General features: G+C 65.5%; 12 protein-coding genes. 4 read left to right on the forward strand and 8 right to left on the reverse strand.

The features are described from left to right. Positions 1-6: 6 nt before the first annotated feature. The 5 genes from CLU93_RS08870 to CLU93_RS08890 all read right to left on the reverse strand — a co-directional run bounded on the left by CLU93_RS08870 (position 7) and on the right by CLU93_RS08890 (position 6,164). Entirely contained in the window at positions 7-744 is a 738-nt protein-coding gene (locus tag CLU93_RS08870; RefSeq protein WP_099760795.1) for an AIM24 family protein, read from the reverse strand. 3 nt (positions 745-747) lie between these two features. Next, a complete protein-coding gene (locus CLU93_RS08875; protein ID WP_099760796.1) occupies positions 748-1,389 on the reverse strand; it encodes an AIM24 family protein in 642 nt (213 codons plus the stop codon). Between the two features lie 17 nt (positions 1,390-1,406). Beyond that, positions 1,407-2,060 (reverse strand): AIM24 family protein, encoded by a 654-nt coding sequence (locus CLU93_RS08880; RefSeq protein ID WP_081344927.1) that lies wholly within the window; start codon positions 2,058-2,060, stop codon positions 1,407-1,409. A 122-nt stretch (positions 2,061-2,182) separates the two neighbouring features. Next, a complete protein-coding gene (locus CLU93_RS08885) occupies positions 2,183-5,347 on the reverse strand; it encodes a S8 family serine peptidase (protein WP_099760797.1) in 3,165 nt (1,054 codons plus the stop codon). A 1-nt stretch (position 5,348) separates the two neighbouring features. Further along, entirely contained in the window at positions 5,349-6,164 is an 816-nt protein-coding gene (locus CLU93_RS08890) for an NF038120 family PEP-CTERM protein (RefSeq protein WP_099760798.1), read from the reverse strand. A gap of 439 nt (positions 6,165-6,603) precedes the next feature. Here CLU93_RS08890 and CLU93_RS08895 point away from each other — a divergent pair, with 439 nt between their 5' ends. After that, the gene (locus tag CLU93_RS08895) at positions 6,604-7,512 is read left to right on the forward strand and encodes a histidine kinase (RefSeq protein WP_180287828.1); all 909 of its coding nucleotides are present in this window, start codon (positions 6,604-6,606) and stop codon (positions 7,510-7,512) included. Continuing rightward, on the forward strand, positions 7,509-8,177 hold the full coding sequence (locus tag CLU93_RS08900; protein WP_257224914.1) for a response regulator: 669 nt from the start codon (positions 7,509-7,511) through the stop codon (positions 8,175-8,177). Before CLU93_RS08895 ends, CLU93_RS08900 begins: the two co-directional genes overlap by 4 nt. A gap of 4 nt (positions 8,178-8,181) precedes the next feature. Here CLU93_RS08900 and CLU93_RS08905 read toward each other — a convergent pair whose 3' ends face one another. Continuing rightward, entirely contained in the window at positions 8,182-10,671 is a 2,490-nt protein-coding gene (locus CLU93_RS08905) for a TonB-dependent receptor (RefSeq protein WP_099760800.1), read from the reverse strand. Between the two features lie 91 nt (positions 10,672-10,762). Next, positions 10,763-11,224 carry an Lrp/AsnC family transcriptional regulator gene (locus CLU93_RS08910; RefSeq protein WP_070217690.1) on the reverse strand — a complete coding sequence of 154 codons (462 nt, stop codon included), beginning with the start codon at positions 11,222-11,224 and terminating at the stop codon, positions 10,763-10,765. Positions 11,225-11,323: 99 nt separating this feature from the next. On the opposite strand from CLU93_RS08910, the gene ilvB reads away from it, so the two are divergent. Further along, positions 11,324-13,063, forward strand: coding sequence for a biosynthetic-type acetolactate synthase large subunit (ilvB, locus tag CLU93_RS08915; RefSeq protein ID WP_099760801.1), 1,740 nt, complete (start codon positions 11,324-11,326; stop codon positions 13,061-13,063). Positions 13,064-13,160: 97 nt separating this feature from the next. On the opposite strand, the gene CLU93_RS08920 is transcribed toward ilvB, so the two are convergent. Further along, a complete protein-coding gene (locus tag CLU93_RS08920; protein WP_243420109.1) occupies positions 13,161-14,018 on the reverse strand; it encodes a helix-turn-helix domain-containing protein in 858 nt (285 codons plus the stop codon). Positions 14,019-14,153: 135 nt separating this feature from the next. Here CLU93_RS08920 and CLU93_RS08925 point away from each other — a divergent pair, with 135 nt between their 5' ends. Further along, positions 14,154-15,596, forward strand: coding sequence for a cytochrome P450 (locus CLU93_RS08925; protein ID WP_243420108.1), 1,443 nt, complete (start codon positions 14,154-14,156; stop codon positions 15,594-15,596). The last annotated feature ends 1 nt before the right edge of the window (position 15,597 follow it).

The raw sequence follows: 15,597 nt of genomic DNA on the forward strand, positions 1-15,597 counted from the left end.
CATAATTTAGCGCTCTTGCTTCATCTGCTGCTGGACGGAAAGACTCAAGGTACCGAGGTCTTCCTTGCCCAGCAGCGGCAGTTGCGACAGCAGCTGCATCAGGGCCGAGCTGCCCGTCACGTCCAGTTCGGACGACTGCACCAGCACCGTGCCGGCGCCCGTGAAGTCGATCTGCTTTTCCTCGCCCGACAGGGTAAAACCCGTGAGTGCGCCGGCGGCCGAGGCCCAGCCCTGCACGTGGGCGTAATCGTAGTGATACGAAGGGCTGGGGCAGTCGGCCCAGCCCAGCACGGCCTGCTCGTCCACGCGGCACGGCAACTCGAGGAAATGCACGGGGCCGTTCGACGAGGCGATCACTTTACCCGTGCCTATCATCGTCAGATAGCCGGGCAGGGTCGATTCCTGGCAAATCACGTCCTTCGTAAAACCCAGCAGGTTTTTCGCGCGGATGGTCATGTTGGCGTTGTCCAGGTCGTAGCACGCCAGGTCGTTGCCGTTATCGCCCAAAATCAAGTGACCCTGGCCTTGCGCCACGACAAAGTGGTGGATGTACTTGGGCGCATTGAAGGCGTTGCGCACGATCAGGTCGAGCACGCTGCTGCCCATGGCTTCGAAGCGCAGCTCGCCATAGAAGGCGATCATCTTGCCCTTGCGAATGAAGATCTGTTCCTTGACGTCGATGACATACGAAAAACGGTTCAGGTTATCGTTCTTCGGCAAGGTATCGGGGTTGTAAATCGTCATGGCTTACCTTTCGCTCGCTTGGATGTAGACCGTGCCCTGGCCCGTAAACTTCACCTGGTACGATTCGCCGGACGCCTGGCCGACGAAGGTTTTCCAGTTCAGGTCCGTGACGATGGTCGAGCTCAGCTGGCCCGTGTGGCCGATATACGCTTGCGGGTCGACAAACACGGGCACGTCCGGCGTGACGGGCAAGCCGATGGCATTGCCGTCCGACAAAATCGCCACTTCGCCCGTGCCTTGCAAGGTGGTGGTAAACAAGCCCTGGCCCGAGGCCATGCCGCGCACCACGCCCTGCACGCCGCCCTGGTTGCCGAGGAACATGGTGCCGGCCGTCAGGCGCGCATCGAAGGCTAGCAGGGAATCGCTTTCCACGTAAAACGTTTCGCCGCGCACGGGCACGATAGTAACGAACAGGCCGCCCTGCGCATAAAACACGCTGCCCGTGCCACGCGCCGACATCATGGCGTAGCCTTCGCTCGTGACGGCGCGCATGGCCAGGCTTTGCACGCCCTGGCCCGCCAGGAAGGAGCGGCTGAACGCCACGTCGCCCTGGTACGACACCATGGCGCCCTTGCGGGCGAACACTTCTTCATTGCCGAGTTTGACCTCAAGCATCTTTTCATTGATTTGCTGATAGACAGGCATCGCGGGTCCTCGCTGACTTAACGTTCGGCGGGCTGGATGAACACCACGCCCTGGCCAGTGAATTTATGCTGGTACGATTCGCCCGAGCTCTGGCCGATCATGGTGCGCCAGTTGACATCAAAAACGAATTCCTGGCGGATATCGCCCTTGAAACCGACGAAGGCGTCCGGGTCCACGCGCAGCGGGTGCGCCGGCGTCACTTCCAGCATGATCAGGTTGCCGCGCGAAATGACGGCCAGGTTGCCATGGCCTTCGACGGTGGTGGAAAACAGGCCCTGGCCCGAGCTGGCGCCACGCAGGCCGGCAAAGCTGGTGCCCGTCTTCAGACTGGTGTCGTAGGCCAGCAGGCTGCTGCTTTCGATAGTCAGCTTTTCGCCGGCCAGCGCCATGACGGTGATCTCGGCCGCATTCTGCGCGAAAAACACCGTGCCGCTGCCTGAAGCCTGCATCACTTGCATGCCTTCGTTCGTCACCTTGCGCTTGAGCGCGCCGAAGATGCCCTCGCCACCGAGCAGGGACTTTTCAAATTTGATGCTGCCCGTATAGGCGACCATGGCGCCGGCAATCGCCAGCACTTTTTCATCCTGCAGGCGCACTTCCAGCAGGCGGTCGGTATTGGTGCGGAAACTGGTCACGCGCGACTCCCCAAGAATGCCAGGGCACAAAGCCATGGCTATCCGACAAGATACCGGTGGCTTTGCCGGTGCGCAAGCGCTATTCCTCCCGAACGGGGGTGTATAAATAAAAAAAAGGCGTGCCCGGAGGCACGCCTTGCGCTCACGCAAAGAACGGTTTATTCAGCCAGCACCGGCCTGGCGCCGCGTGCGTTCTGGAACATCGGCACGGGGTCATTGGTATTGACCTCGACCACCGTGACGCCCTGCACCACGCCGCCCACCTGGTAGCCGACGGCGCCCAAGTGGCGCTTGCCTTCGGCCAGGCTGGACCAGCTCAGGGAGACAGTCGCCGTGCCGCCCGTGTAGGCCGTGCCCGGCATCAGCGCCTTGAAGCCGCCATTCGACAGGCCAGGCGCCAGCACCCACGACGACAGCGTGTAGTCGGCCTGGCCGCCTTGCGGCGCGTAGCCGATCACGCACACCTTGTACGTGCCAGCGGCGGGCAGGCGCAGTTCCACTTGCTCATTGGAACCTTCATTGCCGCTGCTGCCGACCAGCACATTGGCGGCGTTGTAGACCTCCATGTCCATGTCGGTATTTGCGCCGCCCGTCGTTTCCGCGTCGTAGGTGGCAAAGCGCGCCGCCAGGGTGCCGGCCGGGATCACCACGCTGTGCACGTTCACGCCCGTGGTGCCGCCAGCCTTGCAGGCAGCCGATGCGGCAGCGCCCGTCACTGCCTGGCCGATCGTGCGCGCCTGGCGCACGGCTTCGACGAGACCCGACTTGACGCCCACCAGCGCGCCCGTGAAGCCCGTGCCCAGGGTCAGCACCTTGCTGCCCGTGGCCGCTTCGCTTCTGACCAGTGGAATGGCGGCCAGCGAGGTGCCACGCGCCGTCAGCGGGCTGCGTACCGTGTGCGTGCCATCGCTCCAGCTCAGGGCGCCGTAGGCCCAGGTATTGGCCGGCGCCGTGGTGCGCGTCAGCTTGACCTGGTACTGCGCACTGGCGCCCGGCGCCAGGCTCAGGCTGGTTGGCGTCACCGCCACCGTATAACCGGACAGGCTGGCCGAGACGTTGTAGACGGCGCTGCTGGCACCCACGTTGGTCACCGTGCGCGTCAGGGTTTGCGTGCCCAGCACGTTGGCCGCCGTCAGCGACGCCAGGTTCAGGTTGTAGGCCGGGATGGTGCCGATGGCCTGGCAGGTGGCGGCAGTGTAGACCTTCAGGTTCAGGCCGCACAGGAAGCGCGCATAGTCGATTTCCGACATGTCATACACGAGGCCCGGATCGGCCGCGCTGTTCGGCGCGATGTGGCCGGCGCCCTGGCCCCATGGCAGCTGGCCCGAGTTCTTCGCCGTGGCATCCCACGACACGGAACCGTTCAAGCCATCCGAATACGTGCTGAAGGCCGTCGTCATCAATGCCGACTTGATGGCTGCGGGCGACCAGTCCGGATGCTGCTGCTTGAGCAGGGCCGCCACGCCGGCCACGTGCGGGCTGGCCATCGAGGTGCCGGAATAGAAATCCCATTCGGCCGACGGCGCCACGCCACCGGCCGCCACGGCATCGCGCTGCGCCTGCGTCAGGTCGGCCGTCACGCCGGCCAGCACGTTGGTGCCGGGCGCCGACAGATCCGGTTTCAGGATGTTCGCATTGGCCACGTTCGGCCCGCGCGAGGAACGGTCGCTGACGATCGGCGCCTGCACCGTGGTGTCGGGGATGGTATGGATGTCGCCCAAGGCCGCCGTGCCGTCGGGGTTTGCGGTCATGAAATCTTTCAGCGCGTCGCCCTGCGTCTGCGCCAGGTGCACGGTCGACAGCACATGCGCCTGGTTGATGATGGTGTTGACGCCACCGGCCACGTTGGCGATGATCACGCCCGCCGCGCCCGCCGTTTTGGCATTCGCGCTCTTGTTGACCAGCACGTTGCCGCCACGGTCGCACACCAGCACCTTGCCCGCCACTTTCGCCGGGTCCAGGTAGGCCGAGGTGACATCGGCCGCGCCGAAGCAGCGCAGCAGGTTGACATCCGTCGGCAACACGCCGGCCAGGCCCGCGTCGCGCGAGCGGATCAGCGGCAGCGCCGGCGTCTTCGCATTGCTCGATGCGCCTTCCAGCTTGCTGCCGTTGCTGAGGATGACGTTACCCGCGTACAGGCGGTTGTGGGTGGAATTGGCCACCGTCGCCAGCCACGGGCTGATGTGCGACACGGGTGCCGGCACATCGGGTGCCGGCGTGGCCGGGCCGGAATTGCCGCCCGACGTGGCAACGAACACACCGGCTGCCGCCGCGCCGAGGAAGGCCACTTCCGTCGGCTCGTCGAACGCGCCGCCGCCCGCGTTCGGACCGATGGAGAAGTTGATGACGTTGACGCCATCCTTGACCGCCTGGTCGATGGCGGCCACGCTGTCGGCCGTGGCGCAGCCGTTGCGCCCCGTCGAGGCAGCCGTCCAGCACACTTTATAGGCGGCGATGCGGGCGCGCGGCGCCATGCCCGACGCCTTGCCCAGCGAGACGCCGTTCGAGGTGGCCAGGGCGCCATTGTTGCCGCCGGCCGTGGACGCCGTATGCGTGCCATGGCCGCCGTGCCCCGTCAATCCGGCGACGGAATCGCGCGGCGATAAAAATTCCGTCCAGTGCAGGGCCGACGTGGCGGCGCGGTAGTAGCGCGCACCGATCAGCTTGTTGTTGCAATTCTCGGCGGAAAATCCCTCGCCTGTCTGGCACGTGCCCTGCCAGTTGGCCGGTGGCGCGCCGTACACGACGTTGTTGCCATTGTGGCTGGGTACGCCGTTCTCGTCGAGGCGGTCGGCAAAGGCCGTGTTCTCTGGCCAGATGCCGCTGTCGACGATGCCGATGATGATGTCTTCACCCGCGTGCGCCTTGCCGCCCAGCTGCTCCCAGATGCCGCCCGGCTTGTCCAGGCCCAGGAAGCTGGGCGTGTAGCTGGTGTCGAGCTGCAGGATGGAGTCGGCGCTGATGCTGGCCACGCCGCTGTTTTTCTTCAGGGCCCGCACTTCATCGTCCGTCAGCAAGGCGGAAAAGCCGTTGAAGACGACGCTGTACTGGTGCGTGATTTCAGCCGCACTGACGGTACCGGCCACGGCGGCCTGTTTGGTGTCGAGGTAGCTCAGGTAGGCCTGCACATCGGCGGCGCCCACGTTGATACGTGCCCCCGGGGCCGGCTTGGTGGCGGCCAGGCCGTTGACCTGGCCCGTGTAGGTGGCGGCCGGCTTGTCGACCAGCTGCACGATGTAGGAGCGGCGTTCCTGCGCCTGCGCCGCTTGCGCCAGGCTGGCGGCCAGCAGGAGGATGGCGAGTGAAACGGGACGTAGTTTCATCTCATGCTCCTTGCACGGTGGAAGCTGCGAACTTGCCGCTGCGGCGGCGCGACAGCATGCCGATGGCACCCAGGCCGGCCAGCATCAGCATGTAGGTCGACGGTTCCGGCACGGCGCTGACACTGAGGTTGTCGAGCGCGAACTGGCCCTGGTTGAATGCGGGCGAATCGAGGGAATTGCTGCACGCGCCCGTCTCGTTGAAGATACACGCATTGAAGGTCAGGCCCGTGAAGGCGTAGTTGCTGAAGCCGCTGAGCAGGGAAGCGCTTTGGAAATAGTAATTGCCATCGCTGCCCTGGCCCGGAAACGCCCACGACGTGCTGATCACCTGGCCGTTGCTCAGGGTGCCGCTCAGTTGCAGCTGGCCCCAATTCATGTTCGGCAAGCCCGTGATGGGGGCGATGAAGGAATAGTCGAAGCCGGACAGGGTGAATGCCCGGTGGTCGGCGCGCGAGAAATTCACGCCGCCATCGTTGAGGATGGCCAGGTAGTTGCCAGTGGCGCCTTGCGGGCAGGCGGCGATATCGCACGACGAGCCCACGCTGCCATCGAGAATGGCGCCCACGCCGCTGATGCCGCCGCCGGCCGCCGTGGTCGGGTCGGCCAGGAACTGCAGCTTGTAGTTCGACGTATTGAGCGTCTGGCCGCTTTCATACACGTCGGGGGGCAAGTTATCGAAGCTCAGGACACCGGCCATGGCTGGTGCCGAGGCCAGCACGGACAAGGTGGCCAGCGCGGCAAAAACGGTGGAGCGACCGCGGGTAGCGGACGGATTGACGATGGCGGGCGATACCCGCGCAGGTGATAAACGATTCATTCTATTCCCTTGATTGTTGTGGATAGATAGGTCGGCAGGTCTGGCGCCCGCTTTCAGCTTTTTCACAAAAGTGTCAATAAATATAGCAAATTACATAAAATAAATATCATATATTTAATATCATTTATTTATTTTTTATCTAACTCTGCGAAACTTTGTTTTGTTTTACCTATGAAACCTTGAGGAATCTCAATGTTACATTTGAACAACAATTCATCACGCAGCTGACGTGTGCGCCAACGGGCCGGCCCAACTTCCTATAAGCTCGAAAACCGCGCTTGCAAAGCCATCACATCGGCGTCACATCGCGGTACACCTGTTCCATCCTGGAACACTGGTCTGTGCCCCTCGTTCCCACAAGACGCACCTCTCGGGCTATTGCGCCGATGGCATGAAGCTTGCACAACAAGGGGATCGACCGTGCTCAGGGAGCAACATCATGGAACACTACCAACTGGCCGGCAGCGGCCGCTCAGGCACGCGGCCGGCCTGGCGCAGCATCGTGTGCTGCGCGCTGGCGCTGGCTTTTTTCCTGCTGGCCGCCAGGCTGGACCTGGCCGAACGGCTGACGCGCGTCCTCTGGCGCCAGGAGCACTGGCAACTCGATGAATTGGCCCTGAGCCTGCTGCTGCTGGTGCTGGTACTGGCCGGCTTTGCCATCTGGCGCGGACGTCAGGTGGCCCTGCTGCTGGCGCAAAACCGCGCGCTCACGCAGCGCCTGCTGCGCGCGCAGGAAGAGGAACGCTGCGCGCTGGCGCGCGAGCTGCACGATGAAGTGGGTCAAGACTGCACGGCCATCCGCGCCGCCGCCAGCTATATCCTGCGCGCGCGCGATGGCGACCAGGCGAACGTGCAAGCCTGTGCCGCCAGCATCGCCCGCTCCGCAGAAGCGCTGCATGCGATGGTGCGCAGCATGCTGCGCCGGCTGCGCCCGCCCGTGCTCGACAGCCTGGGCCTGGAAGCGGCCCTGCAGGCGCTGTGCGACAGCTGGGCCCAGCAGCACGGCATCGCCTGCCGTTTCGCGCCGCACGCCATCCCCGCCGACCTCGACGACAGCATCGCCACGGCCATCTACCGCCTGGTGCAGGAAGGCTTGACGAATGTGGCACGCCACGCGGGCGCCGACCAGGCCACCGTGGAATTGCGCGCCGATGCGCACGGCTTGCTGCACCTGGCCATCGAAGACAATGGCCAGGGCTTGTGCCAGGACAGGCAGCAGGATCCCGGCTTCGGCATGCTCGGCATGCGTGAAAGAGTCGCCGGCCTGCGCGGCCATATCCGCTGGATCAGTGCGCTGGGCAACGGCTTACGCATCGAAGTGGCCCTGGCGGCCCGGTGCGCGGCATGAACGCCATGCACAACGCCCTGCAGCCGATCCGCGTCATGCTGGTGGACGACCACCCGGTGGTGCGCACGGGCTACCGGCGCCTGCTGGAACAGGGCGGCGACATCGCCGTCGTGGCCGAGGCAGGCAATGGCGAAACGGCGTATGGCCTGTACCTGGAGCAGGCACCCGACGTGTGTGTCACGGATCTGTCCATGCCCGGCATCGGCGGCCTGGAATTGCTGCGCAAGCTGCTCGCGCGCGATGCTGGCGCGCGCGTGCTGGTGTTTACCATGCACGACACGCCGCAGCTGATCGCGCGCGCGTTTGACGGCGGCGCCTGCGGCTTCGTCAGCAAGCAGGCCGACCCGGAACACCTGGTCGACGCCGTGCGCGCCGCCCACGCGGGCCGGCGCTACCTGGACCCGCACAGCGCGCCCGGCGTGCTGCAGGGCACGGCCAGCATGGAAGCGCAGCGCTTGAGCAGCCTGAGCCAGCGCGAATTCGAAATCTTCCGCCTGCTGGCCGAAGGCCGCAGCGCCGCCGACTGCGCCCGCCTGCTGCACGTGAGCAGCAAGACGGTGGCCAACCACCAGACCTGCATCAAGGAAAAGCTCGACGTGCCCGGCCCCGCCGCTTTGGTCCACCTGGCGCTGCGCAACGGCATCATCGAGCAGCGCCAGCTTTGACAGTTTAAAACGCGTAGCGCAAGCCCGCATTCACGCTGCGCGGCGCGCCGGCCGCATAAAACGTCGCGTTGACCATCGGATACTCGCCGCCTACGGCCGGCAGCGGCCGGGCGGCGAAATTGCCGTTGGCGTCGAAAGCCGTGGCGCCCAGCTGGGCCGCCGTCGCATACTTCCGGTCGAACAAGTTATTCACCTGGGCAAATATGCTCAGCTGTGGCGTCAGCTGGTACTTGCCATTCAGTTCCACCACGGCATAGCCGCCGCTCTTGCCCGCCCCCAGGTACGCTGGCCCGCCCGCCTGGTGCTGGTTGTTTTCATTGCCGCGCGCATACGCGCTCGACACGGCCGTCATGGCCAGCCCCACCGTCCAGTCGCGTCCGCCCTGAAGCTCCACGTGCGCTTTCACCATGTGGCTCGGTGTCAGCGGTATCCGCTTGCCGGGCGTGATGACGATATTGCCTTCCAGGCCAGGTGCTTGCGCGTCGCTGCTGCTGTTGGCGCTGCCGTTGACCACTTCCCGGCTTTGATACGTCGCCTGCAGCCACGTGTAGTTGACGCCGAAGTCCAGCGCGCCCGTCTTGCCATCGACCGCCAGCTCCACGCCCTGGTGGCGCGTCTTGCCGAAATTCTTGAAGTAGCCAAAACCCGCCTGGTTGTCGGCCACGAACAGGATATCGTCGTGGTTTTCCGCGCGGAACAGGCCCGCGCTCCAGCGGGCCACATTGGCGAGCTTGCCGCGCACGCCCGCTTCCCACGTCTTCGTCACCACCTGTTTTAATGGCGGATCGCCGGCCATGGCATTGGGCAGGCGGCATGGGTTTTCCGGGTCGGCGCAACCGAGTTCGATGGCCGTCGGCGTGCGGCTGCCTTCGTTGTAACCGAGGTAGGCGCTCACGCCCTTCGCCGGCGCATAGGCCAGGCCGATGGCGGGATTGAAGCGGCTGAAACGGTGGTCGCCATCGAGCGAACCGCTGCCGCCGCCTGGCGTAATGGCGTCGCGGTTGCGCACCGTGCTGCGGTTGTAGCGGCCGGAAACGGTCAAGGTCAACGCTTGATTCAATGCAATACTGTCGCTCGCATACACGCTCCAGGTACGTACGCGCCCGCTCAAGTCGACCCGGTTATCGACGGGCGTGCCATCGTCGTCGATTTGCGTGCCGTCGGCAAAGAAGTCGACGGGCGTGATGCTGCGGTCCGGGTTCAGGTAGCCGAACTGGCTGGTCTGGCGGAAGGTGGCGTGGCTTGTGTCGTAGGCGGCGCCGGCCGTGACGGCATGGCGCGCTCCCGCCAGGTCGGCCAGCACGGTGAACTGGCCAGAAAACCCATAGTTTTCCTGCTGCGTATGGCTGCGGTTGATCATGCCATTGCATTTTTCGGCCGGCTCATCGTTCAGCAGCACGTTGCCGATGCAGCGCCACTTCGGAAACGGCGTATTGCCTGCATTCGCCCCGCTGGCGGGAAAGCCCGTGTAGCCGGCCGCCGCCAGCGCCGCCCGCTCGGCCGCGCCGGGCTGGTAGACGGACTGGTCCAGCGACTCGTCGTTCAGGTCGCCGTTAAACGTGTGCGTGTCGATCTTGCGGTAGTAGACATTGCCGGACAAGAGCAAGGCCTCGCTGGCCTGGTGCTTGCCCGTCAGGTTCAGCAGGGTCGACCGGTTCTGCGTCAGATCGGGCTTGGTGTAGACGCTGCGGTAGTCGCGCGCCAGCAGGCGCTGTTCCTGCAAGCCGTTGCCCGTCAGCGCATTGTCCGCGTGGGCCACGGTGGCGGCAATGTCCGTGCGTGCATCGCTCCAGCCCAGCTTGCCAAACACCTGGCGCACGTCGGACGGCGAATCGTCGCGCCAGCCATCTTCCCTGAAGCGGTTGCCCGTCACATACCAGTGCCAGCCCTGCGCATTGCTGCCGCCATGCTCGAACTCGACGCCGCGCCGTTGACCGGAACCCAGGCGCGCTTCGATGGCGGTGCCGGGACTGCTGCGCCCGTCCTTGGTCTGCAGAGCCAGCGCGCCGCCCAAGGTGTTGAGGCCAAACAATGGGTTCGAGCCTGGCATCAAGGTCAGCGATTCGATGGCCATGCGCGGGATCAAGTCCCAGCTGACGACGTCGCCAAACGGCTGGTTCAATCGCATGCCGTCGAGATACACAGAGAGTCCTTGCGGCGTGCCCAGCAGGGGCGAAGCCGTATAGCCGCGATAGCTGACGTCGGGCTGGAACGGGTTGTTCTGCACTTCGTTCACGTAGACGCTGCCCAGGTTGCGGCGCAGGAAGGCGGAAATGTCGAGCGCGCCGCTGCGCGCGATCTGCTGCGCGCTGGCCGTTTGCACGGGCGCGGCCAGCGTATCGCGCGGCTGCTCCACGGTGGGCAGCGGCATGCTGCCCGTGATGATAACGGTGGGCAAGTCGCCCGAGGTGGCCAGGCTGGCGTCAACGGCAAGGTCGGCGGCCTGCGCCTGGCACAGCGCCATGGCGGCGGCGGCGAATAAAGTCAGTTTCATGCGTATCCCCGTTTTATAGTGGTTTTTATTGCGTCCAGTATCGGGCAACCACCAGGGATGAACTAGGGAAAAATTCCCGCCGTGTACAAGCTTACCGTTGCAGGGGCAAATAGCTCTGCTTCAGCTGGCGCAACACGAAACTGGATTTGCTGTGGCGGATGCCGGGAATTTTATACAGGCGCTCGCGCAGCAGGCGCTCATAGTCGCGCGTGTCGCTGACCGCAATGCGCAGGTAGTAATCGTAATCGCCGGAGACGAGAAACGCTTCCAGCACTTCCGGGATCATGGCCAGCGCGTGGCCGAATTCGAACAGGGCCTGGTCGGAATGGTCGTCCAGCGTGACTTGCACGATGACGGTATCGGCCAAGCCGACCTTGGCCGCGTTGACGTTCACCGTGTAACCCTCGATGACACCATCGTCTTCCATGCGCTTGATGCGCGCCCAGCATGGGGACGAGGTCAGGCCCACCTTGGCGCTCAGGTCGTGCAGGCTGATGCGGGCGTCCTGCTGCAGGGCCGTCAGGATGGCGAGGTCGAATTTATCGAGTTTCATTCTGTGAATTCCTCATTTGACAGCAAATTTTGCTTAAATAGGCATTCTATACGAGAAAACCAGCAGCCTTTTCTGCCGCATCAGGCAGAAAATAGGGCCATGAAACCCGATCCCGCTCCCCTCCTCGCTCGCGCATCCCATAACGGTGCCAGCACCCTGATCGACACCCTGCTGGCGCTCGGTGTCGACACCGTCTTCGGCTATCCGGGCGGCGCCGTGCTGCCCCTGTACGACGCGCTGCACGCGCAGCCCCGCTTGCGCCACGTGCTGGTGCGCCACGAACAGGCGGCCGTACATGCGGCCGAAGGCTATGCGCGCAGCACGGGCCGGCCCGGCGTCGTCTTCGTCACCTCCGGCCCCGGCATGAGCAACACCACCACGGGCTTGCTCGACGCCCTGTGCGATTCGATTCCCCTCATCTGCATCAGCGGCCAGGTGGCCAGCACCAGCATCGGCACGAACGCTTTCCAGGAATGCGACGCGCTGGGCATCTCGCGCCCCGTCACCAAGTGGAACCGGCAAATCCGCACGGCCGACGAAACGGCCGCCGTGGTGCACGAAGCTTTTATGCAAGCCACGCAAGGCCGGCCCGGCCCCGTGCTGGTCGACTTTCCCAAGGACTTGCAGCTGGCACAGGTCATCGAAACCGCGCCACTGCCGCCCGCTGCTACCGTCGCCGCACCCCTGCCCGACAGCACTGACCTGGAACGGGCCGCCAGCCTGATCGCCGGTGCGCGCCAACCCGTGTTCTATGGCGGCGGAGGTCTCATCAATTCCGGCCCGGAGGCCTGCGCCGCGTTTCAACAATTAGTGAAACTGGCGGCCGCACCGTGTACCTTGACCCTGCTGGGCCTGGGCGCCTTTCCCGCTTCGCACCCGGCCTTCCTCGGCATGCTGGGCATGCACGGCACCCTGGAAGCGAACCTGGCCATGCACCATGCGGATCTGATCGTCTGCGTCGGCGCCCGCTTCGACGACCGGGTCACGGGCCGCCTCGACGCCTTCTGCCCCGGCGCGAAAATCATCCACATCGATATCGACCCTGCCTCCATCCATAAAGTGGTGCGCGCCGACGTGGCCCTGCGCGGCGATTGCGCCCCCGTGTTAAACGCCCTGCTGGCGCAGTTGCGCGGACGCTTGCTGGCGGACCGCCAGCCGTGGTGGCAGCGTATCGATGGCTGGCGCGCGCAAGACTCGCTGGCGTTCGACGACACGCCCGAGGTGATCGCGCCGCAGGCGCTGATGCGCCGGCTGCAGGCGGCCCTGGACGGCCGCGACGCCATCGTCGCCACCGACGTGGGCCAGCACCAGATGTGGGCCGCACAGCATATGCGCTTCGAGCAGCCGCGCCGCTGGCTGACCTCGGGCGGCGCCGGCACCATGGGCTATGGCTTGCCGGCGGCCATCGGCGCGCAGATCGCCCACCCCGAAGAATGCGTGGTGTGCGTCAGCGGCGACGCCTCGATTCTGATGAATATCCAGGAACTGGCCACCGCCGTGCAGCACCGCCTGCCCGTCAAGGTGGTGTTGTCGAACAATGGCGTCATGGGCATGGTGCGCCAGTGGCAGGAACTGCACCACGGCGGGCGCTACAGCCACAGCTACACGGAAGCGCTGCCCGATTTCGTCGCCCTGGCGCGCGCGTTTGGCTGGCAAGCGCACACGGTAAGCCGGCGCGAGGAGCTCGACGCGGCGCTGGCCGCCTGCCTGGCATCCGAAGGCCCGTATTTTCTCGACGTGCGCGTACACGGCGCGGAAAACTGCTTCCCCATGCTGGCGCCCGGCGCGGGGCAGCATGAAGTCACCCTATCCAAGGGAAATGTGTACAAGGAACGGTAGGTCGGATTAGCGGCAACGCCGCGTAATCCGACACCACCACCGGCCTCGCCAACGACGTTGTCGGATTACGCGCGGCCTTCGGCCGCACTAATCCGACCTACGTCCATATTCGGTAGATCCAGTAACTTTCATCTTCCTTCATGGCGCGCGCCAGCTCGGTAGGACTCAGCCCCGTGATTTCGCGCGTCTCGCGGCAGAAATGCGCCTGGTCGGCATAACCGCCGCTGGCGGCGATATCGGACCACGACACCCTGCCTTGCAGGATGGCGCCGCGCTCGTCAAGGAATAGCTGCTCCGCGCGGCGCATGCGGCGCAAGGTGCGCATGGGCTGGCCGGCCCAGGCCTTGATGCGGCGCTCGATATGGCGCGCGCTGCGGGCCAGGCCCGTCGAGGCCGCCTGCACGCCCAGGCGGCGCACCCAGTCCTGCACGGCGCCGGCCGATACATCGCTGCCCTTGCGCGCCGCCTGCCAGCGGGGCGCGAGAAAAGCCTCCACCAGGCCGATGCGCACGGCGTCGTCGGGCGCCGCCAGCACGGCGTCGGACAGGGCCAGCCAGTCGGCATCGAACAGCGCATCGAGCGGGCGAAACTGGTCCAGCAAGGCATCCATCGATACGCCCGTCAAGGCATGCAGGGCGGCCGGATACAACATCACGACAAACGAATGCACGGGGCCGGGGTTGTAGCTGACCAGCGGATACGAGCGGGGGCCGCCAAACAGCGCGGGCGGCATGCGCACGTCCGGCAGCGACAGGCCCGGCGCGGCCGCTTCCACATCGCCCGCGACGGTCCAGATGATGCTGCACATGGGCGCGGCGGGAAAGCGGTTCAGGCGCTGGGCCGGCGGCAAGGGCGCGCAGCGCGTGGTGTCGCGCACGAGGAAAGCGCGCACGCAGGAAGCGAGCGCGGTACGCGGCGCGATCAGGCGGGTCAGGGGCGTAGGGGCGGCAGGCATGGCGACGATTGTACCGGCAATTTCTGGCCGCGCACGATGTCGTATTCGTTCAATACAAACGGGCCGCAATCGCGTAGAGTATGGCCATTATTGCAAGCAATCCTCGTACTTTCACCGTATCGACAGGAGATGTCCATGCCGCCATTCGACCACGCCGCCGCACCCGACATTGCGCGGCCGCTGCGCCAGATCCGCCGCTTGCCGGGGCCCTTCGCCCTGCCCATCGTCGGCAACAGCCTGCAGATCAAGCTCACGCGCATCCACCGCGACGTGGAACAGTGGGTGCAGCGCTACGGCCCCTTCATGCGCGCCTGGTTCGGCCGCACGCTGGTGCTGGTGGTGGCCGACAGCGAGGCCGTCGGCGCCGTGCTGCGCGACCGGCCCGACGGTTTTCGCCGCCCCCTGAGCAGCTCCGTCGTGTCCGACGAAATGGGCGGCGTGCCCGGCCTGTTCCTGGCCGAGGGCACGGAGTGGCGCAACCAGCGCCGCATGGTCATGGCCGGCATGGCGCCCGGCGCCATCAAGGCCTACTTCCCGGCCCTGGTGACGGTGGCGCAGCGCCTGCAGCGGCGCTGGCATCTGGCCGCCACGCAAGGCCAGGCGATCGACCTCGATGGCGACCTGAAACGCTACACGGTCGACATCATCGCCGGCCTGGCCTTCGGCACGCAAGTCAACACGCTCGAATCGGGCGAAGACGTGATCCAGCGCCACATGGACGACATCCTGCCCGCCGTGGCGCGGCGCAGCCTGTCCATGTTCCCGTACTGGCGCTATGTCAAGCTGCCCGTCGACCGGCGGCTGGACCGCGACGTGGCGGCCCTTTCCGCCGCCGTGGCCGACCTGGTGCAGCAGGCGCGCACGCGCATGGCGCACGACCCGGCGCGCCGCGAGCGTCCGCCCAACCTGCTCGAAGCGATGATCGCCGCCGCCGACCTGGAAGGCAGCGGCGTGACCGACCGCAATGTGGCCGGCAATGTGCTCACCATGCTGCTGGCGGGCGAAGATACGACGGCCAACACGGTGTCATGGATGATCTATTTGTTGCAACGCCATCCGCACACCCTGGCCCGGGCGCGCGAGGAAGTGCGGCGCCTGGCACCGGACGTGGCCGGCTTCACGATCGAGCAGATGGATAGCCTCGACTACCTGGGCGCCTGCGCCAGCGAAGCCATGCGTTTGAAACCGGTGGCGCCGTTCCTGCCCGTCGAGGCGCTGCGCGACACGGTCATCGGCGATATTGCCGTGCCGGCCGGCACCCTCGTGTGGTGCGTGATGCGCCACGACACCGTATCCGATGCGCACTTTCCCGACGCGCAAGTCTTCCAGCCCGAACGCTGGCTGGCCGAAGGCGGCGAGGCGAACAACAAGCGCGCTTCGATGCCCTTCGGCGCCGGCTTGCGCACGTGCCCGGGCCGCTACCTGGCCTTGCTGGAAATCAAGATCGCCATGGCCATGCTGCTGGGCAGCTTCGACATTGCCGGGGTCGACACGCCCGATGGCGGCGAGGCGCAGGAATTGATGGGTTTCGTGATGTCGCCCATCGGCCTGACGCTGCGCCTGGCGCGACCGCAGTGAT

Source organism: Janthinobacterium sp. 35, assembly GCF_002754575.1.
GTDB lineage: Bacteria > Pseudomonadota > Gammaproteobacteria > Burkholderiales > Burkholderiaceae_D > Janthinobacterium > Janthinobacterium tructae.